Source organism: Sphingobacterium sp. UME9 (genome assembly GCF_014170215.1).
In the GTDB taxonomy this organism is placed as follows: domain Bacteria; phylum Bacteroidota; class Bacteroidia; order Sphingobacteriales; family Sphingobacteriaceae; genus Sphingobacterium; species Sphingobacterium paramultivorum.
This window is the reverse complement of the sequence record NZ_LZZP01000005.1, coordinates 21408-43766: the sequence shown is the minus strand read 5'-3', so window position 1 is coordinate 43766 and position 22359 is coordinate 21408. Positions and strand designations below refer to the sequence as shown.

Sequence of the window (22359 nt, the reverse complement as noted above, 5' to 3'; positions counted from 1 at the left end):
TTAACTTATCCTTATTTTCGAGCCGTATTAATAATACTTTTTACAGTTATCATTTTATGAACTATACTAAAATCAACAATCTTTTAGGATGGATATGTGCGCTAATAGCAACTGTAGCGTATGTCATGACTGCCGAACGATCGACGAGTTGGTGGGACTGTGGCGAGTTTATCGCTTCAGCCTTTAAACTTCAAATTGTGCACCAGCCAGGAGCACCTTTATTCTTAATGATTCAAAATATATTCTCAAACCTTGCTGGTGGAGATGTTACACGAATTGCTTTCTGGATGAACGTGGGATCTGCGGTATGTAGTGGTCTGACCATTTTGTTTTTATTTTGGACAATTACAGCTTTAGCAAAGAAAATCGTTGTAAAAGGTGTTGATGGATCATATACATCAACCGATTTAATCAAAATATTCGGCTCGGGCGCTGTTGGTGCACTGGCTTATGCTTTTACGGATACATTTTGGTTCTCAGCAGTAGAGTCCGAAGTATATGCCATGTCTTCTTTATGTACAGCCGTCGTATTTTGGGGTATTCTAAAATGGGAAAACCATGCCGATGAAGCTGGTTCGGACCGCTGGTTGATCTTTATCGCCTATGTGATGGGACTTTCTATCGGGGTGCACTTACTGAACCTTTTGGTGATTCCGGCAATTGCTTTGGTGATTTATTTTAAACGTTCAAAAACTGTAACATCATCGGGGGCGATCAAAGCTTTCTTGATCGGTGTCGTTGTTTTGGCGTTGATTTTATGGGGTATTATTCAATACACCGTGAAAGCGGCAGCATATTTGGATCTGTTCTTTGTGAATAGCTTGGGAATGGGCTTCGGAACTGGATTTAACCTATTCATGATTTTAGCGGTAGCTCTTTTTGTATATGGGATCTGGTATTCAATCAAAAAGGTCAAGCCGATGCTAAACCTGATCTTAATCAGTGCAGCATTTATCATTTTTGGTTATAGCTCCTTTGCCATGATCACGGTGCGTGCCAAGGCAAATCCTACGTTAAATAACAGTGATCCGGATAATGCGTTTTCTTTTGTGAGTTATCTTGGACGTGAGCAATATGCAAGTGAGCCTCTTTTAAATGGACCTACATTTGATGCGCAAGTGGTTGATGCCGAACCTACGTATACATATCGAAAAGATAAGGACAAGTATACCAAGGTGGAGAACGGTATGGACTATAAATACGATAAAACGATGTTTTTCCCACGTGTTTACAGTTCACGGGATCAAGGACATATCGAATATTATCGTGATTACTTAAAAATCCCGGAAGGCCAGTCTCCGACTTTTGGCGATAACTTGAAGTTCTTTTTCAGTTATCAGATCGGACATATGTACGGCCGTTATTTCTTATGGAATTTTGCCGGTCGTCAGAATGACCAACAAGGTCAGGGCTCATTTACTGAAGGTAACTGGATTTCAGGTGCTAAACCTGTTGATCAGTTGCATGTTGGTGGACAAAATGCCATTCCAGATTCTTTGAAGACTGACCCTTCGAATAACAAATACTACTTCTTGCCTTTGATCATTGGTTTAATCGGCGCATTCTGGCATTTTGGAAAGAGACAACGCGATGCGGGAATTGTGGGTCTGTTGTTTTTCTTTACAGGATTAGCAATTGTATTATATTTAAATCAAAGTCCACTTCAACCACGTGAACGTGACTATGCGTATGCAGGTTCTTTTTATGCCTTCGCCATCTGGATCGGACTTGGTGTTTTCGCTATTGCGGATTATCTGAGCAAAAAAGTGGATGGTAAAATTGCAGCTGGTGCCGCTACAGTAGCCTGTCTATTGGGAGCCCCAGTATTGCTAGGCTTCCAAAACTGGGATGATCACGATCGTTCGGAGAAAACAACTGCCCGTGATCTTGCTAAAAACTATTTGGCGTCATGTGCGCCCAATGCGATTTTATTTACTTACGGTGATAATGATACCTATCCTTTATGGTATGTTCAGGAAGTCGAAAATTATCGTCCGGATGTACGTGTCGTAAACTTAAGTTTGTTGAGTTCGGACTGGTATATGCGCCAGATGAAACAAAAAGTGAATCAGGCAGATGGTTTACCGATCAATATCGATGATGAAAAGTTCAAGAAAGGTGTTCGCGAAGTGCTTTATTATCAGGATATGAAAGTTCCAGGACATGTGGATCTGGATTTGATCATGCAGATTTTATTGTCTGACGACCAGAAGAACAAATTGGAATTGAGAGGTGGTAAGTTTGAAAACTTCCTGCCAACCAAAAACTTTAGCCTTCCAGTGAATAAAGAATCTGTTCTGAAAAATAATGTCGTTCCTAAAGCTTGGCAAGAATCTATTGTCGATACCATGAGCTGGACCTACAATAGAAATTATATTTCTAGAGCTGAATTATCTATCTTAAATGTGTTATTGAATAACGATTGGAAACGTCCAATTTATTTTGCGGCAACAGTTCCAAATGATAACTACCTTGGTTTAGATAAATATTTAGTACAAGAGGGCTTTGCGCTGCGCTTGATGCCAATTGCAACTCCTGCCGGAGCAGAAGGTACATTGGTTGATACACAGTCTGCTTACAAAGACATTACTACGAAATACCAATGGGGTAATATGGCACATGCTTCTTACCTGGATCCTGAATCTTACCGCATGATTACCATGATTACAAATACAGTAATGGGTGGTACAGCGACACAGTTGATGATGGAAGGTCATAAGGATGAGGCGCGTAAAATCGCTGTTGAAACCTTTGAGAAAATGCCAAAACGTGTTTATTTGATGCGTGATATTTTAGGCTATATTCCAATTGTCAATGTGTTGTATGAAACTGGTGAAACGAAGCGTGCAAATGAAATCGTAAACCGTAACCTGAAGTTTATGACCCAAAATATGCGTTGGTATCAGGATATTGCACAAACAAAACCTGAGCTGGAATATTCAAATATAGGTACAGCATTACGTGCTTTGGGTGCCTATAAGAGTATTTTAGCCTCTACCTCGGAAAAACAATTGCTACAGCAAGTGACCGATTTAGAGAAATCGTATAAACAACAGTATGGTGTTGAGTAGCAATTAAAGACATCATTTTAACCGAAGGAGCTGCCCTTTACTACAGGTATTCGAAAAGGAAAAACACTTTTTGATGCGATGTAGGAAAGGGCAGCATTTTTTTTGATTATTTTTTCTTAGCTTAACGCCATATAAAACCAACCTTAAGTTATGATGAAACGTCAATTAAAATTGTGGGATGCAGTTATGCTGGTCATGGGATCGATGATCGGAAGCGGTATTTTTATTGTATCGAGTGATATGATGCGGCAGCTGGGATCCGGATATTGGTTGGCGATAGTTTGGTTATTGACCGCATTAGCAACTGTTGCGGCGGCAATCTGCTATGGCGAGTTGTCGTCTATGTATCCAAAGGCTGGCGGGCAATATACCTATCTGACAGAAATATTTGGGAAGCCAATCGGCTTTTTATATGGCTGGAGCTTATTTACAGTCATTCAAACGGGAACGATAGCAGCTGTAGCTGTTGCCTTTGGTAAGTTTACAGCCTACCTTATTCCGCAGCTAAATGATGCAACACCGCTATTTCAGCGTGGAGAGTTTAAGATTACCTGGATACAGATTGTTGCTATGGGTGTTATTATTCTCCTTACTTTTATTAATACAAGAGGGATCAAGAGTGGGAAAGCTGTTCAATCTTTCTTTACTTCAGCAAAAATCATTGCGCTGATTTTACTGATTTTAGGTGGCCTTTTCTTGATTAAAGAAAATCATTTTTCAGAAAATATGGCTTATGGCTGGGACTCTTTTCAAAATTTGAAAGGTGGAGGCTGGTCGCAGATCTCGGGAGGTGTACTGATGGGGGCATTAGCTGCTGCCATGGTAGGTTCTGTATTTAGTAGTGTGGCCTGGGAAAATGTAACGTTTGTTTCCGGTGAGATCGTCAATCCGCAGCGTAATGTTGTTCGGGCATTGGTTATCGGAACTAGCTTGGTGATGTTGCTCTATATAAGTTGTAATTACATTTACCTGGCGGCATTAAATAGAGAGGAAATTGCTTTTGCGGCAAATGATCGTGTTGCCATAGCGGCGGCTGAAAAAATATTGGGACATAGTGGCACGGTAGCGATGGCGATTTTGGTTATGATCTCGACCTTTGGTTGTGTTAATGGACTTGCACTGTCCGGAGCGCGTGTTTTTCAGACCATGGCAAAAGATGGATTGTTTCTGAAGCAGGCGATTCCCAATAACAAATATGATGTACCCGCGCGATCGTTATGGCTTCAGGGAATCTGGGCTTCCTTACTTTGCCTGAGCGGACAATATGGCAATTTACTGGATATGATATCTTTTGTTATTGTCATATTTTATATGGTCACAGTGCTAGGTGTTATTATTCAGCGTGTCCGGAGACCCGATTTGGAACGTTCTTATAAAACCTTCCTCTTTCCGATTACACCAATCTTGTACCTGTTGATAGGTACCGTATTTTGTGTATTATTAATTATCTATAAGCCACAATATACCTGGCCAGGCTTTATACTTGTATTAATCGGTGTACCGGTGTATTTTTTTGCACGGAATAATAAACGTGCCAAGCTAGATGAATAGTCTCTACCTATAGCATTTCGATTTCAGGGAATTTGCTATAAATGATTGGCAATGCGTATTGTATATAACTTCAAAATCTGTTAATGTGCTGGAATAATTGGTTTGTAAATTTCCCTGAAAGGAAGATATTCTTTGTTTAAATCACTTTTTGTTATTGTGCCAGTTGGGTGCAAATATTGAAATTAATTGCCCTTCATGGCTTCGTTTTTGTTAAAAAAAGTGTAGCTTTGCTCAAACATTCCCATAATGAAACAGTCGATTTTATTAGACGGACCAAAATTTCAAATCACAATTCAAAGACTATGTCGTCAATTGATTGAGAATCACGGTGATTTTTCAAATGCTGTCGTCATAGGTATTCAACCCCGAGGAACTTTCTTAGCGAGACGTATCGTCAAAGAGCTTGAACAAATGATCGGAAAAGAGATTTTAGTTGGCGATTTGGATATTACCTTTTATCGCGATGACTTCCGTACGAAAGGGAATACTGGTCCAATCTTAGCAAATAGCACAAATATCAATTTTATTGTAGAAGGTAAAGAGGTCATCTTTATAGATGATGTCTTATGGACAGGACGTACTATTCGTGCGGCAATGGATGCTGTACAGGCATTTGGCCGTGCAAGAAGAATAGAATTGCTTGTTTTGGTCGATCGCCGCTTCTCTAGACAGATCCCTATTCAGCCTGATTATATCGGAATACAGGTAGATTCTATTGATTCACAAAAAGTAATTGTTAACTGGAAAGAATCAGAGGATCAGGATAGTATTATCTTGATTACAGAAAAGAAGACGTCAGCTAGCGATTAATAGCGGTGTCATGACGATACTAGAGGTTATTGGTGACCTTTGGAAACAGGCACTTTCAATAAAAAATGATTAGTAAATATTTGAATATACTATAAAATGTCATCTGTAGCAGAACAATTAAGTACCCGCCATTTATTGGGGATCAAAGATCTAAATGAGAATGATATCCAATTGATCCTGGATACAGCAAGTAATTTCAAAGAGGTATTAAATAGACCAATCAAAAAGGTTCCGTCGTTACGGGATATTACGATTGCCAATGTGTTTTTTGAAAATTCAACGCGGACACGTCTATCCTTTGAACTTGCTGAAAAGAGACTTTCTGCGGATATCGTGAATTTTGCGGCATCCTCCTCTTCAGTAAGTAAGGGGGAGACACTCATCGATACGGTGAACAATATTCTTGCAATGAAGGTTGATATGATTGTGATGAGACATCCATATGCCGGAGCTGGGGTATTTCTAAGTAAACATGTTGATGCACAGATTGTCAATGCAGGTGACGGAGCACATGAACACCCTACACAAGCTTTACTTGATTCATTTTCGATCCGTGAACGCTATGGTGATGTAGCTGGTCGTAAAATAGCTATCGTTGGGGATATTACACATTCACGCGTTGCCTTGTCGAATATCTTATGTCTTCAAAAGCAAGGTGCAGAAGTGATGGTTTGTGGTCCGACCACACTAATTCCTAAACATATTACATCATTGGGTGTAAAAGTAGAGCATGATTTGCGAAAAGCGTTGAACTGGTGTGATGTTGCAAATATGTTACGGATTCAATTGGAGCGTCAGGATATTGCCTATTTCCCTTCCTTAAGGGAATATTCCATGCTATATGGATTGAATAAAGAGATTTTGGATTCTTTAGAGAAGCCAATCACAATTATGCACCCCGGGCCAATCAATCGGGGGGTCGAAATCACATCGGATGTCGCGGATAGCGAACATTCAATTATTTTGGATCAGGTTGAAAATGGTGTTGCTGTGCGCATGGCTGTCTTGTATCTATTAGCAGGGCAACGCGGATAGTCGAAATTGGTTTTGACGTGCGTTAATGTACGTGTGAGACTAAATAGCACTGTTTTCTAATGCAACAATAGTATGCCTGACTTTATTTTTTGTCGGGCATATTTTTTGTGCAAAATTTCCGTTATAATACGGGGTTATTCACAGATGTTAATAACTTTTGTGTAAAATAGCTCAATTAAAGTATAATTTAGTAAAATGAATAAAACTATCTCCCTGAGAAGTGGAGATTTGAATTGATTTTCAATAAATTTGGGGCTATCTTAAAGCCTTTAATGGCAGAGAGGCTTTCGATAAATTTGCTTTGAAATACGAATTTATCGCGGTTTGGAGGGAGATTCATTTACATTTGCAGATAAATAACATATTAAGGTTTCACATATTATGTATAAGAAGATTTACCAGGTGGGAGTTGCATTAACCGTTATGGCGACGCCAGCATTAGCGCAACAGACAGAATGGCAACAAATCAACAAGGCGTACAAAACAGGTATGGAATTGTATGAACGCGGAAAATTTAGTTCTGCTTCAGCCCAATTTGACCGTGTTGAAGCTTTGCGGACAAAATCCAACTTGCAATTGGACGAAACAGAGGAACTGTCTTTGTTGAAAGAGAACGTACGGTATTATCAAGCGGTTTGCGCACTGGAATTGGGCGAATCCGATGCCGAAAACCGTTTTCTGAAATACATTAAAGATTTCCCTGTCAGTGCAAATGCTAAAGCAGCTTATTTTCAAATCGGTAAATCCTATTATGCTAAAAAAGATTATGTTAAGGCCTTAGAGTGGTTTAACAAGATCGACAGCAAAAATTTAGCAGGTAAAGAAAATGTAGAATATCGCTTTAAATATGGATATGCTTCCTTTATGACAAAGGATTATAAAACTGCGAAACCATTATTTGAAGGATTGAAAGATCAGAAAACTGAATTTCAGGAAGCTTCAATCTATTATTACGCGTATCTTTCTTACTTAGACGCCGAGTATAAAACGGCGTTGAATGAATTTGAGCGCCTAAATGGATCTAAACAATTCGAAAATAGTTACCCTTATTATATTACTGCTTTGTATTTCTTGGATAAACGCTACGACGATGTGTTGGATTATGCGTTGCCAATTTTGTCGCGAACAAAACAAGAAAATGAAACAGAGATGTTCCGTATTATAGCGGCAACATACTTTATCAAAGGTGATTTAAAAACATCAAAAGAGTATTACGATAAATTCCAGGCACAAGACCAAGGTAAGACGCAGAATAATCAGGATAGCTACCAAATCGGTTACATCGCTTACAAATTGAAGGATTACGATAAAGCGATCACTGAATTGGAAAAAATGACTGATCCTGACGCATATTATCAATCTGCGATGATTACCCTAGGGGATGCTTTCTTGAAGAAAGGCAATAAGCAATCTGCACGTAACGCATTTTTCCGTGCTTCGAAGTTGGATTTTGATCCAGCAATGCAAGAAGAAGGCTTATTCAACTATGCTAAGCTTTCGTATGAATTGGAATTCCACCAAGTGGCTTTGGCTTCGACACAAGAATACCTGAAAACGTACCCAAAATCGAAACGTTTAGAGGAAGCAAAAACTTTGCTTGCTGAAGTATTGTTGAGTACAAAAAACTACCGTGAGGCAGTTGATATTTTGGAATCTATCCCTAAACGTGGAAAAGAAGCAAATGCAGCTTATCAAAAGGTGACCTACTACAGAGGTTTGGAGTATTATAATGAGCGTGCTTTTGAAAATGCAATTTCCCTATTCATGCGCTCTGAAGAGTTTCGTTATGACGAGGAAATTTACGCTTTAGCCACCTATTGGAAAGCGGAAGCAATGTACGAAGTGCGTAAATATGGTGAAGCGGTTACAAATTTCAATAAATTCCTACGCTTGCCGGGAGCTAGTAAAACTGATGTATATGGATATGCCAATTATGCGTTAGCCTATGCGGCTTTCCGTAATGGTAACTACAGCACGGCGGCAAATTACTTCGAGCGTTTCTTAGCGTCTGGTGGTTCGAAAGGAATAGAAATGAATACACGTAATGATGCAATTGCACGCTTAGGTGATTCTTATTTCTCTTCAAAAAACTACGGCAGAGCATTAACAGAATACAATAAGTTGATCTCTTCTAAAGCGCCTAGTCAGGATTACGCGTTATTCCAGCGTGGTATTATTCAAGGTTTACAAGGGGATAACAATGGTAAAATTTCAACATTAAATGCTGTTATTGCACAATTCCCGAGTTCTAATTATGCAGATGATATTGCGTTTGAGATTCCTTACACACGTTTCTTGATGGGAGAAAGTGATCAGGCAATTGCTGGCCTTCAAACAATGGTTGAAAAATATCCGCGCAGCAGTTATGTGCCACGTGCTTTGGTGACGATTGGTCTGGTTCAGTATAATCAAGATAACAATGATGCTGCATTGGCAACTTTCCAACGTGTAGTCGACCAATATGGATCAACAGATGAAGCAAGACAGGCCATGCGGTCAATTGAGAACATCTATTTGGACAAAGGCGATGCAACAGGGTATATCAAATATGCAACTGGAACAAACTTAGGGGATGCGTCGAAATCTGAGCAAGACTCACGTTCATTCTCCACTGCAACGACTTTATTCTCTAGAGGTAATTACCAGGGAGCAGTGGAAGCTGTAAATGCGTATTTCGACAAATTTCCGAAACCAAATCAAGAGAAATATGCGCGTTTTGTTCGTGCTGAAAGTAACGCAGCTTTGGGCAATACAGAAGATGCACTACATGATTACAATATTATCTTGAATGACTGGACATCTCCTTATACAGAACGCACGTTGATTTCGGTGTCAAATTTGTATTTGAAACAAAAGAAATATAACGAAGCAACACAGTTGTTGAAAAAGCTGGAGCTTACTTCTGAATACAAGGCTAACTATGGTTTCGCAATAAATAACCTAATGGTCTCTTATTTCCAAATTGGGGATTATAAAGAAGCATTAAATTACACCAACGCTGTTAAGAATTACGAAAAATCATCGGAAGAGGAGATCGCAAATGCATTCTTGTATGCCGGTAAATGCTATGTGAAGCAGAATAAGAAAACTGAGGCAATGAAAGAATTCAGTTTAGCTGCATTGAAGAGCCGTACAGTATACGGTGCCGAAGCAAAATACAATGTTGCGGTACTACAATTGGAAAATAAACAATACGATGCTTGTATCAAAACAGCAATGGATCTATCCGATAATTTCTCTTCGTACGAATATTGGGTGGCGAAAAGCTTTATTACCATGGCTGATGCTTATGCAGGTAAAGGAGATTCTTTCCAGGCGAAAGCTACACTTGAATCGATTGTGGATAACTATGATGCGAAAGATGATATTTTGCCAGCAGCAAAAGAACGTCTAAATAAATTGAACAACAAAAAGAAATAGGATACAATGAAGAAGTTGCAAAATAGAAACGTGAAGAAATATACTTTAGCAGCGCTTTTGATGGGCGTGGGATTGAATTCTTTTGCACAGGAAACAGGCAAGAAGAATGATCCTGAGAAACCGGTCACTATCGATTCTTTTGATGTTGTTCGTGATTACAAGCCAATTCTTGCGGATGCTGTGAAAATCCGCCGTAGTCCAGATATGACCAATAAAAGGGAATACCAGCCCAAATTGTCCTACAACAATATTTTGGACAAGAAATTGGATATTAATACCGGTTTGAAACAATTGAATGTACAGGAGATTCCTTTTGCACAACCTTTTGAACATAGTAGCAACTATGTCAAATTTGGTATCGGTAACTATAACAGTATATTGGGGGAGGCTTATTTAGCTTCTGAACAGTTTGAAAACACACGGTTTGGTTTATTTGCGAAACATTTGAGCCAAAAGGGTAATATTGACGGACAAAAGTTCAGTACACAGGATATCGGTATCTTTGGTCGCCGTGTATTGGATGCGGTAACCGTTAAAGGTACCATCGGATACAATCGTTATGGCACAAACTTCTATGGCCAGACTTTTGATCAATCGGGAACAACCTTGTTGAATACGACTCCGGATAAACAGACCTTTACAGATATCTATTTGAATGGAGAGCTGTCAAGTAATGTGGATCCAAAAAATGAGCAAGCATTAAGCTATTCCGCAAAAGTTGATGGTTATTTGTTTAAAGACGCATATAAAGCCAAAGAAAATTCCATCGCATTATCCGGTTATTTGAACAAACGCCTAAGTGCATTCAATGTTGGTGCGAATTTGAGCGTGACAATGAATAATGTGAAAGATAGCGCTGAGGTAAAAAATCATTTGGCGGTCATCAATCCATATATTCGTTTTAAGGGCGACAACTATAACGTAACCTTGGGTGCGAATTTAACTTCTGAATTTGGCGATAGCTCAAGATTCAATATTTTCCCATCCGTAGAGGCTGATTTTGCTTTGGCACCTGAATATATCTCTTTGTTTGCCGGAATTAATGGGGGAGTGAAACAAGCTTCTTTCCGTAGTTTCGCTAAAGAAAATCCGTATTTGGCTCCTAACGCTAAAATGATAAATTCGATTGAGAAAATGAATGTTTATGCGGGTTTAAAAGGAAATGCTGGCGCAACATTTGGTTATAAAGTAAAGGTATTCTACAAGCAGATTGAGGGATTGCCTTTATTTAAAAATAGTGCATTTGGCGATAGTCAAAATGGTTATGTTCCTTGGGCTTTTGATGTCGTTTATGATGGCGTGATCAATAAAGCTAAACATATGGGATTGGAAGGAGAAATCAATGTACGTCTTTCACAACTGGTTAATCTGGGTGGAAAAGTGTATATAGACGATTATAAATTGAGTGATGAGGAAGAAGCATGGGGATTGCCAAAATTCCGTATGCAGGCTAATGCACGCTTCAATATTTCCGATAAATTTTTCGTAGATGCTGAACTTTCTACACAAGGCAATACCTATGCGTATATTTATGATTATAACGCAGATGGCAGTCGTGTTGACAACAGTGGACATAAGGCAACAATAGCGTCGTTTGCTGATCTTAATGCAGGCGCAGAGTACCGAATCAAAAAGCAATTTGGTATTTTTGTCAAAGCAAATAATATCTTCGGAAAAGAATACGAGCGTTATATGTATTACCCAAGATTGGGCTTTAATGTAATTGGTGGTCTTAATTATTCGTTTTAACGAATTAAGATTATAAATTTGCATCTTAAAATAGTGCGCGATGAATCTAGGCAAAAACATCAATAGTTTATTAAAACGTTATGCGGAAGTATACGTGCCCGGAATAGGTGTGTTCAAACGAATTCATTCTCCGGCTCAGTTCGATAAACAAAATAATGTGTTTTTGCCGCCAATTTCTTATGTTGAGCTGGACTATTCTGCTCAACATGGATTTAATATTGTTCATTATATCCAACAACAGGAAAACTTGGGCCTCAATCAGGCGCAACAGATCTTGTCGGAAACTGTTGATAACCTAAGAGCTGATTTAGGTCAGTTTGGACAGGCTAAACTCGATGATCTTGGCTTATTGATTAGTTATGGCGCAAGTTTGGTCTTCAAACCCTTGGACTTGTCGGGATTCGATTTCCAGCCGGTTACAAATCTTGTTGCACCAGAGATTGAAACAGTTGTTTCTTCTTTGGAAGAAGCCAAAGAAGAAGAACTTACGACCTTAGCTGTTGAAGAAGACCCTGTTGTAGAAGAAGATCCGATGGTGGAAGCCGATCATAACGTGGAGCCTGCCGAGGAGTCTATGCCGGATACGGCAGATCAAGACGAAACGATCGAGGTTGAAGAGGTCAAAGAAGAAGCTGAAACAGCACAGGAACCGGTCGTGGTAACGGGTCTAGTAGCAGAGGAACTTTCTCCGGAGACAGAACCGACAAGTGATCGTACCGATCTTGAAGCTGAAGAATCCTCGATAAAGAAAGAGGAAACTGAGCTGTCTGAACTTGTAGATGCACCTGTAATAACTGATAGCCATCTATCTGCACCTCAAGAAGAAAACACTTCAAAAAGAGAAATCGGTGCTATTGCGTCGGCTAACGCCAATTCAACATACGCCCCAAATATCTATGAGGAAGAGCCGCGTAATTCAAATGCGATCTGGTATTGGATGACTGGAATTATTGTGCTGGCAATGGTTGCTGTTGCGGTCGTTTACACCAATCCTGCGTTGAAGGATTCGTTATTTGGGTCGACCAAACCTGTTGTAAGAGCGGCAGATACCCTTATTCAACAAAAGCCGATCATACCTGCCGATACATTGTCCAATACGTTGCAAGCCGATAGTTTGAAGAAAGTTGATTCATTGGCTAAGCGCAGTGTGACAGATTCTGTTAAAAAGACAACAACTGTACCAGCGACCAATGCGGCTTCAAAACCTCCGGTTTTGGAAGCAAATCCTGTGATCAAGGAATCTATTCCTGTTGCTCAACCGCGGTACCAGGTGGTCATTGGATCCGCAAAAACTATGGCAAGTGCCGAGCAGGAGGCGCAACGTCTTCGTGCAATGGGCTATAAAACAGCACGCGCTGTTGAAGGGAAAAATAAAAAAGATAGAAAGAAAATTATCTTAAATACCTACATGACAAATGAGGAGGCACAGCTTGCGAAGAAGTCGGTAATCAATAAAATTAAGGATGCTTGGGTAGATCCCCTATAAAAGTTAAAACTATATAAAACTGTTAATAATTATGTCATTAGTACAAGATACAGCACGGGCTGCTGTGGATTCGTTTAATCAAGCTGCACAACAACCATTACCTGCTGCTGCGCCTACAGAAAACATGAGTTTGATCGATATGATGATCAAAGGGGGATGGATCATGGTTCCAATCCTACTGTTGTTCTTTATTGGATTGGTTATCTTTTTTGAGCGTTATTTGACCATTCGTCGTGCCGCAAAATATGATAACAGCTTAATGTCGCAAGTAAAAGCAAATGTTTTGTCCGGAAACCTGGATTCGGCATTAGCTGTAGTTCGTTCAAGTAACTCAGCTTTGGGACGTATGTTGCAAAAAGGCTTATTGCGTGTCGGCAGGCCGATCAAAGATATTGAAGGAGCGATCGAAAACGTAGGTAAATTGGAAGTTGCCAAGTTAGAAAAGAATATCAATATTTTGGGTATTATTGCTGGTATTGCCCCGATGCTTGGTTTCGTAGGTACGATCTTTGGAGTAATTAAGATTTTCCACGACGTGGAATTAGCTGGTGGTATTGATATTGCTTCTGTATCTGGGGGTCTATATGTAAAAATGGTGTCTTCTGCATCAGGTCTTGCGGTGGGTATCTTAGCTTATTTGGGCTACCATATCTTGAATATGATGGTGGAGCGATTGATTTTACGTATGGAAACGGATGCAGTAGAATTTATTGATTTATTGGATGAACCCGGAAGATAATGAACTTACGAAGTAGAAAAAATAAACCATCTGCGGAGGTACATACTTCAGCGCTGAATGACATCATGTTTTTCCTGATGTTGTTCTTCCTGTTGGCTTCTGCAGTTTCTAATCCGCAAGTGGTGAAGCTATTGTTACCAAAGTCAAGTGCGGGAGAACAATCTGTTGCTAAAAAGACCGTCACGGTATCGATTACAAAAGATTTGGGCTATTTTATTGACAAAACTCCAGTGCCCATTGAAGGATTGGAAGCTGCAATTCAATCGCAAATGGCTGCGGGCGAGGAAGTGACAATTATGCTCTATGTCGATAATACGGTTCCCATTCAAAATGTTATTTCTGTAATGGATGTAGCTAATCGATTGAAGATTAAAGTGGTATTGGCAACAGAACCAAAAAAAGATAAATAGGAACAATTAAACTTTTTTTAAGTTTATTGGTCAGCTATTAATATAGGAGATTAATGCGATGAGATATCACCTTCAACATGAAGAAAATAATTTCCCCAAAGCATTGGGGATATCGACTTTGGTCATGGCATCGTTGCTCTTGATTGGATTTTTTGTTGTTTTTAAATCTCAGGCACCTGATGAATATGGAATGGGGGGAATGATCGTCAATTACGGTACTTCACCTGAGGGAATGGGAGATGACTATATGAGTGTTGAGGAACCATCGGTGGATCCTAACGCCAATAATGAACGCCCTGACCGTATTGATCCTGTTGAAACACCTACCCCAACTCCAACGCAGCAAGTTGCGGAGAAAGCGGTTGTCACACAGGATTTAGAAGATGCCCCTGCGGTAACAAAAACTGAAAAGAAGGTCGTTTCAAAAGCACCGGAAACAACCAAAGCTGTAAAAGAAGTGGCACCACAGGCCAATGCCAAAGCGCTTTTTAAAGGCAATAAAAATAACGGTACTGGGGCTGGTGATGGTACAGGGACAACTCCTGGAAATCAGGGTTCCAAACTGGGTGATCCTTTAGCAAGTAACTACGGCGAAGGTGGATCTGGAAACGGTAACATGATGTTGTCTATTGAAAACCGAAGTTTTACGCAACGGCCAAGTATCGACGATAATGGACAGCAAGCAGGAAAGGTTGCTGTGGAGTTTAGAGTGAACAAGCAAGGGGTTATCACCTATGCGCGTGCTGGTGTAAAAGGAACGACGATTACCGATCCATCCTTGTTGGAGAAATGTGAGCGTGCTGTACGTGGCGCTCGGCTAAACCAATTGCCAAATGCTCCCGACTCCCAAACAGGACGGATTGTATTCAATTTTAGATTAAGATAAAAATCATTCACATGAATGCTTATAATGAGGCAATCGAGTATCTGTATACTCGATTGCCTATGTTTACAAGGGATGGCGCCTCTGCCTTCAAAAAAGACCTTGACAATACCATCAAACTTTGCGCTGCTTTGGGCAACCCACAGCGAAAATTCAAAACATTACATATTGCCGGTACAAACGGAAAAGGATCCACCTCCCATATGTTGGCCGCTATTTTGGCCGAAGCAGGATATAAAACCGGCCTCTATACTTCACCACATTTACTGGATTTCAGAGAACGTATTCGTGTCAATGGTCAGTTATGTGAGAAAGAATTTGTTGTTGATTTTGTCAATACCCATCGCGAGCTTATAGAAGAAGTCAGTCCATCGTTTTTCGAAATTACTGTAGCCATGGCTTTTGATTATTTCGAGAAGAATAAGGTTGATATCGCTGTCATTGAAGTCGGCCTTGGCGGGCGTTTGGACAGCACCAATATTATTCAGCCTTTGCTGTCGGTAATTACCAATATCGGTTTTGATCACATGAATCTTCTTGGTAATACATTGGCGGAAATTGCTGGCGAAAAAGCGGGAATTATCAAGAGAAATACACCTGTCGTTATTTCGGAATATGCTGAAGATACAGCAGCCGTGTTTTTGGATAAAGCAGCGATCGAGCATGCACCGATCCAATTCGCTTCCGACAAGTATGAGACGAAAATGCTGGGCGTGGACCATGATTATTTGAAGGTACAAGCGACGGATACTGCAGGTCATTCAGCAGACTATCAACTGGATTTAAAAGGCTCCTATCAGGTCAAGAATCTCGCTGGCGTCCTGTTAGCTGTGGATGAGTTACGTCAACTGGGCTTTGAGATCAGTGATCAACATGTGCATCAAGCGCTAAAAAATGTGCAGGCAACCACAGGAATTCAAGGCCGATGGCAACAATTGTCTAAGGATCCATTTATCATCTGTGATACAGGGCACAATGAGGACGGAATTCATGAAGTGCTCAAAAATCTGGCTACAACGGCTTATGATAAATTGCACTTTGTGATAGGGGCCATGCGCGATAAGGATTTATCACATATGTTGCCTTATCTACCCAAGGATGCAACCTACTATTTCTCTGCTCCGGATATGCCACGTGCAATGCCATCCGAGGAGTTGCGGAAAGAAGCTATGGAATTTGGTCTAACGGGGCTTGATTATCCATCGGTAGGAGCTGCGTTTGATGCAGCAAAAGAAGCGTATCAACAAGGGAACCTTATTTTTGTTGGCGGAAGCAATTTTGTTGTTGCGGAAGTGCTTGCTAGCTTGGCGCAGGAATAAGAATATCGTCTTTCCTCGCAAATAAATCTGCGGGAGAAATTCATAGAAACCGATCACAAAAAAGGGAGCTGCGTGAAGTGCAGCTCCCTTTTTTGTGATTTGTGCCTGGTCATTAGTCATTAATCGTCAATTCACCACGGATATCCTTTTCAATCCAATAGGCGACCTCTTTTTGATCTTCTAACTCACCTTGAAGATACATTAATTTGGTTACTGCCGCTTCGAATGTAAGGTCGTAGCCATTGAGCACGCCGATGGATTTAAGTCCTTGTGAAGTCTCATAGCGACCTAATTCAACAGACCCTACTTTACATTGCGAAATGTTGAGGATATTTTTACCCTGTTCAATTGCTTCCTTCAATAGATCCAGAAACCAAGTGTCGGTGGTTGTATTGCCCGATCCGAATGTTTCCATAACAATGGAGCGGACATCGGAATCTAGGACTGCTTTGATTGTTTGCGCAGAGATCCCCGGAAATAATTTCAATACGGCTACCCTATTGTCCAGTTTGGTATGTAGGATAAATTCTTTATCAATATTATTTAATAAAGCATCTGTATTATATTTGAGGTGAATACCTGCTTCAACCAATACGGGATAGTTTGGCGATCTAAAAGCCTCAAATTTGGCCGAATTATATTTAAATGAGCGATTGCCACGGAATAATTTATTGTCGAAAAGAATGCATACTTCTTGGATAATGGAGATACCATCCTGCTTCGCAGAGGCTATTTCCAACGCTGTCATCATATTTTCCCGGGCATCCGTTCGAATTTCCCCAATAGGCAATTGGGAGCCTGATAATATGACCGGTTTTTGGAGCCCTTCCAACATAAAGCTCAATACTGAGGCCGTAAAAGCCATTGTATCGGAACCATGTAGAATAACAAAACCGTCGTAATCTGCATAGTTATCCTTAATAATTTGTGCCATTTCAATCCAGATCTCAGGCTTCATGTTCGATGAATCGATAATGGGTTCGAAAGAGTGCACGGTCAGCTTATAGTCTAAGCGACTTAAATCAGGGAGATTACGTTTGATCAATTCAAAGTCGAAAGGAACGAATGTTCCTGTTTCATCTTTAACCATTCCAATGGTCCCACCTGTGTAGATAATAAAGATATTATGCATTGAGTTTTGAAATTATATACCAAATATACGTTTTGAATTTTCTGTTGTGATTTCGGCTACCTTTTCGATGGAGATCTGGTGAAGGTCAGCTACCTTTTGTGCGACGTAAACCAAATAGCTACTTTCATTTTCTTTACCGCGAAAGGGGACAGGAGCCAGATAAGGTGCATCTGTCTCCAGAACAATATGTTTTAAATCGATTTCTTTGACCACCTGATCTAAGCCCGCTTTTTTAAAGGTAACGACTCCGCCAATACCAAGAGCAAAACCTAAATCGATAGCCTGGTGGGCTTGCTCCAGGGAACCGGTAAAGCAGTGCAGAACGCCAAATAATTTGTCGTCGTGAAGTTCTTCCAATAATTCGAACAGTTCAGTGAAGGCTTCCCGGCAGTGGATATCGATCGGTAAATTTAATTCCTTAGCCCATTGAACCTGAGTTCGAAAAGCATCTTTTTGAATTTCAAGCGTGCTTTTATCCCAATAAAGATCCAGCCCGATCTCACCTATGGCATGGACTTTGTGTGTTTCCAAGCTCTTTCGGATGGTTTCTAACTCTTCCACATAGTTTTCCTTTACATCGCAGGGATGTAATCCAAGCATCGGAAAACAATGTTCTGGATAAGCTGCTACGGTATCAAATACAGGTTTTATGGAAGCGCTATTCACATTCGGCAAAAAAAGGCGTTGTATGCCATTATCGAAGCAACGTTGTAGATGTTCTTGCAGTTTTTCGGTTCCTGCATGGTAATAAATGTGTGTATGTGTATCTGTAAGCAACATAGTTTTCTGCGTGGAGGCAGCGGGTTAGGGTAAAAACTTGTTTTTATTATTATCGAATAAAGTGGTAGACTTAATTACCAAAATTTCAATTCGATCTCCAAAGATAACTTATTAATTAGCAAAAATGAAAATTAATACAGGATTCCTTCTACAGAAACGAATTCCTTTTTTTGTATCTTGGAAAAGCTAACAGGTGGAGGTCAGTTCTTCATGCCATGAATGCATAAGTGACGATTGTTATTGGCCGTTGAAAAGATACGTTTAATTAAAAAGAGTCACAAGTCAAACATACCGTACGATTTACTGTTAAACAGATAAAAGAGGCGGTTGTTGTCCTATTTTTATAAGAATAAATGAATCATATGATGAATAAGAGGTTATGCCTGGGTTTATTGACTTTGGCGTCGGTTATGTTTTTAAACAAACTACATGCGCAATCATTGATTGACCCTTCGGTAAAAGATATTATTCAAAAAGCCTTTCAGACAAATAAAGAATTGAAATTGAAGGCTTACGAAGTCGATAAAGCACGTCTGGAAGCCGATGGAGTAAAAGCAAACCGGCTGCCACATGTCTCGGCACTTGGGCTATACGGTTATGTACATAGCAATGGGAGTATTGATATTCCTACAGTTAATATCCCTTTATTGAACTTAGGCTTGTTTGAAGGAGCAACAGGATTTAGTATGCATGGGCAAGCGGCCTATGCGGGGGTGTCTGTAAAGCAGATTATCTTTTCGGGATTGCAGATTCCGAATGGAATAAAAGCATTGCAAGAAAAAGCTGTGGCTCAACAATATTTAGAATCGGCCGGTCGAGAGACACTTTCAAAGGATATTATTGCCTCTTTTGATCAGCTGATGTTGTTGGATGAGGTGGATAAATTGATTGTAGATTCTGAAAAGCGATTAAAGAAAGAACAGGAAAAGGTGAATAAAGCAATTCAAAATGGCCTTGCAATACCTTATGATAGAGATAAATTGAAATTGGCCTTGCTGGAGCTGGAAGAGAAAAAGGTAGAGGTTTCTGGCAATCGGGATTTGTTGTGTCAAAAGATCGAACAAGAAACAGGGGTATCTTTTCAGGAGGTTGGCGGAATTCATTATGGACTTAAACCTATATTTTTGTCGGATCTTCCACGTGATGTCGAACAAAGATCCGAATTGAAAGCACTAGATGCTTCCTCAAAAGCGTATGAGTACCTGTATAAAAAAGAAAAGGGGGGAGCTCTTCCTGCTGTCTTTGCCTTTGGATCCGCAAACTATCTGAATGTATTCAACTCCAAACTCACGGTGAAAGACCAACCGCTATTTGGTACGGTCAACTTACCGCTTAATTCTATCAAGGGGAGTCCCAATCTAATGGTTGGCGTAGGGGTTAAATGGGATCTCTATACTGGCGGGGAACATCACAATAAGATAAAGCAAGTTAAACTCGATCAAAATATCAATACGACCAAAAGGGAAGATACACAGGAAAAATTAAATCTATTATTGAGCAAGAATACAGTTACCTATACAACTGGGAACCAAAAATTGAAAGTGGGGGAACAGCAGTTGAAAGTTGCCGAAAATAACCTTTCTATGGCTGTTAAACAGTACCAAGCTGGCTTAATAGATGTTACCGAGTTATTGGCTGCTGAAAACGATTGGTACAAAGTTAATTTGGGTTATTTTAACAATGTTTTGCAGCAACGTACAGCCGCAGTTGAATTACTACATACATCAGGAAAATTATTACAAACTATACATGAGTAACATGAAGAATTTATATGGGATATTATCTCTGTCTATTTTTGTTTCTTGTACAAATCAAGTGAAAGAGAAGCCTATTGAAGGGAAGGTGGAGCGAGAGCAAGTGACGGTTGTGACAAAGGTTCCGGGGAAAATTGCAAAGCTATTGGTTGAAGAAGGGGATTTTGTGCATGCGGGGGATACCTTGGCTATTTTGAGTATTCCCGAGGTAGATGCGAAAGAAGAGCAGGCAAAGGGAGCGCTGCAGTCTGCTGATGCACAATATAACATGGCAGTCAAAGGTGCTACGAAAGGGCAACTCGTGCAGTTGCAGGCGAAGGTAGATGGACTTAAGGAACAATATGAATTTGCGAAAAAATCAATAGGTAGGCTGGATGCCCTTTTGCAGGACAGCCTGATTCCGCAGCAAAAGTACGACGAGACCTACGCCAAATATCAGGGGGCCAAAAATCAATATCTTGCAGCACAGGCTGAATTAGCTGAAGCAAAGGGTGGGGCTAGGCAAGAACAGCAGATTATGGCTTTGGGACAGAAAGAGCGTGCGCTCGGGGCGGTATCTGAAGTCAATGTTGCTGCACAGGAGAAATATGTCATTGCTCCACAGGACATGAGTGTGGAAACGATTAATCTGAAAGTCGGTGAATTGGCGATGGCAGGCTATCCAATTATAAATGGTTTTCTCGATCGATCGACCTATTTTAGATTCACATTGCCCGAAAATAAAATGGGAAAACTTCAAAAAGGAGAGGCCGTGGAGGTTGAAATTCCTTATTTGAATCACAAAAAGGTGAAAGCAAAGGTGATTAGTATCAAAGCCTTAAATTCGTACGCAAGCATTGCCTCAGCTTATCCTGATTTCGATCCGCAACAGGCTGTGTTTGAATTGAAAATTGTTCCTGAAGATGTTGCCGGTAGCAAAGATTTGTTAACAAAAACGCTTGTGGTTCTCCATGCGAATTAAAGAGCTTGACTGTGAAAAAATTTTTAGAATTGATCCAACGGGAGTTTAAGCTCTTCTTCAATAATAAAGTGCTATTGATGCTTTTTCTAGGTGCACCTGTATTGTATGGTGTATTGGTGGGGCATGTTTATCAACAAGGCAAGGTAACTCAGATGCCGGTCATTGTGGTTGATGAGGATAATAGCCCCTTAAGCAGTTCATTTATTGATATGCTTTCGGATAATGAGAGTATTGAAGTTGCCCGTGTATTACCGTCCTTATTTGATTCAAAAGATATTGCCATGCAATATGAGGCAACAACGATTGTACATATTCCCAAGGGTTTTGCATCCGGAGTACAACAAGGTCGCTTGCCCGAAATGACTGTTTTTGTAGACGGTGCCAATACATTGACCTCTAATACCGCCATGATGGCTGTCAATGTGTGTGCCTCGACGTTGAAAGCGGGCATACAGATTCAGGCGCAAATGAAACGTGGTGTTCCGGCAAAGATCGCTGCACAGCAGTACGAACCATTTAAGACAACTTTTGTTAAGCAGAATATTCGAAGTGGAAATTACCTGTATTTTATGCTACCGGGAGTTCTAATTACTGTGCTGCAACAGGTCTTGCTCTTAGGCTTGGCTTTGTCTTTTTCCTCAGAATTTGAAGGCAATACCTTTCCGGAACTTGTACGTAAAATCGGTAATCCTATCGGACTGATTCTTGTTAAGATATTACCATATGTTTTGATGTCTGTCGGTATCCTGGTTTTATATTGGGGTTTTGGTCAATATTACCGTATGCCTTTACAGGCCGAATTTGGTCGCTTTGTACTGTGCACTTTCGTCTTTTTGCTCGCCGTGTGTTTTATAGGTGTACTCGTCAGTATTCTACTGCCTTCGCAGTTGAAATCGACGGAAGTCCTTATGGTAATTGCGACGCCAGCATTTATCTTGAGTGGCTTTACCTGGCCTTCGAGTCTAATGCCAGGCTGGGTGCAGGCAATAGCAAATGTAATCCCATCGACCCATTATCTGCGAATTTTTAGGTTAATGTTTATTCAGCATGCTGAAAATTACCATACCGATAAGGCGCTGATCGCATTGACCATCATCATGATTATCAGTTTTATATTGGCGGTAATAATACTATGGCTGAAAATACGGAAGATCAAAAAAGAAGATAAGAAGATTAGCGTATAGTGAATAAAAATACGAACAACAAAAAAGCGGTTTCATCTCGATGAAACCGCTTTTTTGTTAACTGAAATTTACAGT

The 22359-nt window shown here is 40.2% G+C and carries 16 protein-coding genes; 14 read left to right on the top strand and 2 right to left on the bottom strand.

The genetic code is table 11. From position 1 onward, the window contains the following. Positions 1-56: 56 nt before the first annotated feature. From A9970_RS08925 to A9970_RS08875, 11 genes are all read left to right on the top strand, one after another. Positions 57-3071 carry a DUF2723 domain-containing protein gene (locus A9970_RS08925; protein WP_182982059.1) on the top strand — a complete coding sequence of 1005 codons (3015 nt, stop codon included), beginning with the start codon at positions 57-59 and terminating at the stop codon, positions 3069-3071. A 150-nt stretch (positions 3072-3221) separates the two neighbouring features. After that, the gene (locus tag A9970_RS08920) at positions 3222-4622 is read left to right on the top strand and encodes an APC family permease (protein WP_259655360.1); all 1401 of its coding nucleotides are present in this window, start codon (positions 3222-3224) and stop codon (positions 4620-4622) included. Positions 4623-4868: 246 nt separating this feature from the next. Then, a complete protein-coding gene (gene pyrR / locus A9970_RS08915) occupies positions 4869-5432 on the top strand; it encodes a bifunctional pyr operon transcriptional regulator/uracil phosphoribosyltransferase PyrR (protein WP_075994219.1) in 564 nt (187 codons plus the stop codon). Positions 5433-5528: 96 nt separating this feature from the next. Further along, positions 5529-6467, top strand: coding sequence for an aspartate carbamoyltransferase catalytic subunit (locus A9970_RS08910; protein ID WP_075994218.1), 939 nt, complete (start codon positions 5529-5531; stop codon positions 6465-6467). 381 nt (positions 6468-6848) lie between these two features. After that, complete coding sequence (locus A9970_RS08905; RefSeq protein ID WP_075994217.1) at positions 6849-9887, top strand: tetratricopeptide repeat protein; 3039 nt, start codon at positions 6849-6851, stop codon at positions 9885-9887. 6 nt (positions 9888-9893) lie between these two features. After that, the gene (locus A9970_RS08900; protein WP_182330757.1) at positions 9894-11636 is read left to right on the top strand and encodes a TonB-dependent receptor; all 1743 of its coding nucleotides are present in this window, start codon (positions 9894-9896) and stop codon (positions 11634-11636) included. A 40-nt stretch (positions 11637-11676) separates the two neighbouring features. Continuing rightward, positions 11677-13122 (top strand): SPOR domain-containing protein, encoded by a 1446-nt coding sequence (locus A9970_RS08895; RefSeq protein ID WP_182982058.1) that lies wholly within the window; start codon positions 11677-11679, stop codon positions 13120-13122. A gap of 31 nt (positions 13123-13153) precedes the next feature. Next, positions 13154-13861, top strand: coding sequence for a MotA/TolQ/ExbB proton channel family protein (locus A9970_RS08890; protein ID WP_046672749.1), 708 nt, complete (start codon positions 13154-13156; stop codon positions 13859-13861). Next, positions 13861-14271 carry a biopolymer transporter ExbD gene (locus A9970_RS08885; RefSeq protein ID WP_046672748.1) on the top strand — a complete coding sequence of 137 codons (411 nt, stop codon included), beginning with the start codon at positions 13861-13863 and terminating at the stop codon, positions 14269-14271. Before A9970_RS08890 ends, A9970_RS08885 begins: the two co-directional genes overlap by 1 nt. A gap of 58 nt (positions 14272-14329) precedes the next feature. Then, positions 14330-15157 (top strand): energy transducer TonB, encoded by an 828-nt coding sequence (locus tag A9970_RS08880; protein WP_070561236.1) that lies wholly within the window; start codon positions 14330-14332, stop codon positions 15155-15157. Between the two features lie 11 nt (positions 15158-15168). Continuing rightward, positions 15169-16473, top strand: a complete 1305-nt coding sequence (locus A9970_RS08875; protein WP_182982057.1) for a folylpolyglutamate synthase/dihydrofolate synthase family protein — start codon at positions 15169-15171, stop codon at positions 16471-16473. 112 nt (positions 16474-16585) lie between these two features. Here A9970_RS08875 and A9970_RS08870 read toward each other — a convergent pair whose 3' ends face one another. Both A9970_RS08870 and A9970_RS08865 read right to left on the bottom strand, forming a co-directional pair. Then, positions 16586-17605 carry an asparaginase gene (locus tag A9970_RS08870; protein ID WP_088162974.1) on the bottom strand — a complete coding sequence of 340 codons (1020 nt, stop codon included), beginning with the start codon at positions 17603-17605 and terminating at the stop codon, positions 16586-16588. Positions 17606-17617: 12 nt separating this feature from the next. Next, the gene (locus tag A9970_RS08865) at positions 17618-18385 is read right to left on the bottom strand and encodes a TatD family hydrolase (RefSeq protein ID WP_159727203.1); all 768 of its coding nucleotides are present in this window, start codon (positions 18383-18385) and stop codon (positions 17618-17620) included. 362 nt (positions 18386-18747) lie between these two features. Between A9970_RS08865 and A9970_RS08860 the strand changes: the two genes are divergently transcribed. From A9970_RS08860 to A9970_RS08850, 3 genes are read left to right on the top strand one after another with little or no spacing between them, the layout of a single operon-like run. After that, positions 18748-20142, top strand: coding sequence for a TolC family protein (locus A9970_RS08860; RefSeq protein ID WP_227550146.1), 1395 nt, complete (start codon positions 18748-18750; stop codon positions 20140-20142). A gap of 1 nt (position 20143) precedes the next feature. Continuing rightward, a complete protein-coding gene (locus A9970_RS08855) occupies positions 20144-21100 on the top strand; it encodes an HlyD family secretion protein (protein ID WP_182982056.1) in 957 nt (318 codons plus the stop codon). An 11-nt stretch (positions 21101-21111) separates the two neighbouring features. Further along, on the top strand, positions 21112-22284 hold the full coding sequence (locus A9970_RS08850) for an ABC transporter permease (RefSeq protein ID WP_088162972.1): 1173 nt from the start codon (positions 21112-21114) through the stop codon (positions 22282-22284). Positions 22285-22359 lie beyond the last annotated feature (75 nt).

What these genes read in the sequence shown, in the direction of transcription:
- A9970_RS08925 (WP_182982059.1), top strand. Translation starts at nt 57, where the DNA reads ATGAACTATACTAAAATCAACAATCTTTTAGGATGGATATGTGCGCTA.
- A9970_RS08920 (WP_259655360.1), top strand. Translation starts at nt 3,222, where the DNA reads ATGATGAAACGTCAATTAAAATTGTGGGATGCAGTTATGCTGGTCATG.
- pyrR (WP_075994219.1), top strand. Translation starts at nt 4,869, where the DNA reads ATGAAACAGTCGATTTTATTAGACGGACCAAAATTTCAAATCACAATT.
- A9970_RS08910 (WP_075994218.1), top strand. Translation starts at nt 5,529, where the DNA reads ATGTCATCTGTAGCAGAACAATTAAGTACCCGCCATTTATTGGGGATC.
- A9970_RS08905 (WP_075994217.1), top strand. Translation starts at nt 6,849, where the DNA reads ATGTATAAGAAGATTTACCAGGTGGGAGTTGCATTAACCGTTATGGCG.
- A9970_RS08900 (WP_182330757.1), top strand. Translation starts at nt 9,894, where the DNA reads ATGAAGAAGTTGCAAAATAGAAACGTGAAGAAATATACTTTAGCAGCG.
- A9970_RS08895 (WP_182982058.1), top strand. Translation starts at nt 11,677, where the DNA reads ATGAATCTAGGCAAAAACATCAATAGTTTATTAAAACGTTATGCGGAA.
- A9970_RS08890 (WP_046672749.1), top strand. Translation starts at nt 13,154, where the DNA reads ATGTCATTAGTACAAGATACAGCACGGGCTGCTGTGGATTCGTTTAAT.
- A9970_RS08885 (WP_046672748.1), top strand. Translation starts at nt 13,861, where the DNA reads ATGAACTTACGAAGTAGAAAAAATAAACCATCTGCGGAGGTACATACT.
- A9970_RS08880 (WP_070561236.1), top strand. Translation starts at nt 14,330, where the DNA reads ATGAGATATCACCTTCAACATGAAGAAAATAATTTCCCCAAAGCATTG.
- A9970_RS08875 (WP_182982057.1), top strand. Translation starts at nt 15,169, where the DNA reads ATGAATGCTTATAATGAGGCAATCGAGTATCTGTATACTCGATTGCCT.
- A9970_RS08870 (WP_088162974.1), bottom strand. Translation starts at nt 17,605, where the DNA reads ATGCATAATATCTTTATTATCTACACAGGTGGGACCATTGGAATGGTT.
- A9970_RS08865 (WP_159727203.1), bottom strand. Translation starts at nt 18,385, where the DNA reads ATGTTGCTTACAGATACACATACACACATTTATTACCATGCAGGAACC.
- A9970_RS08860 (WP_227550146.1), top strand. Translation starts at nt 18,748, where the DNA reads ATGATGAATAAGAGGTTATGCCTGGGTTTATTGACTTTGGCGTCGGTT.
- A9970_RS08855 (WP_182982056.1), top strand. Translation starts at nt 20,144, where the DNA reads ATGAAGAATTTATATGGGATATTATCTCTGTCTATTTTTGTTTCTTGT.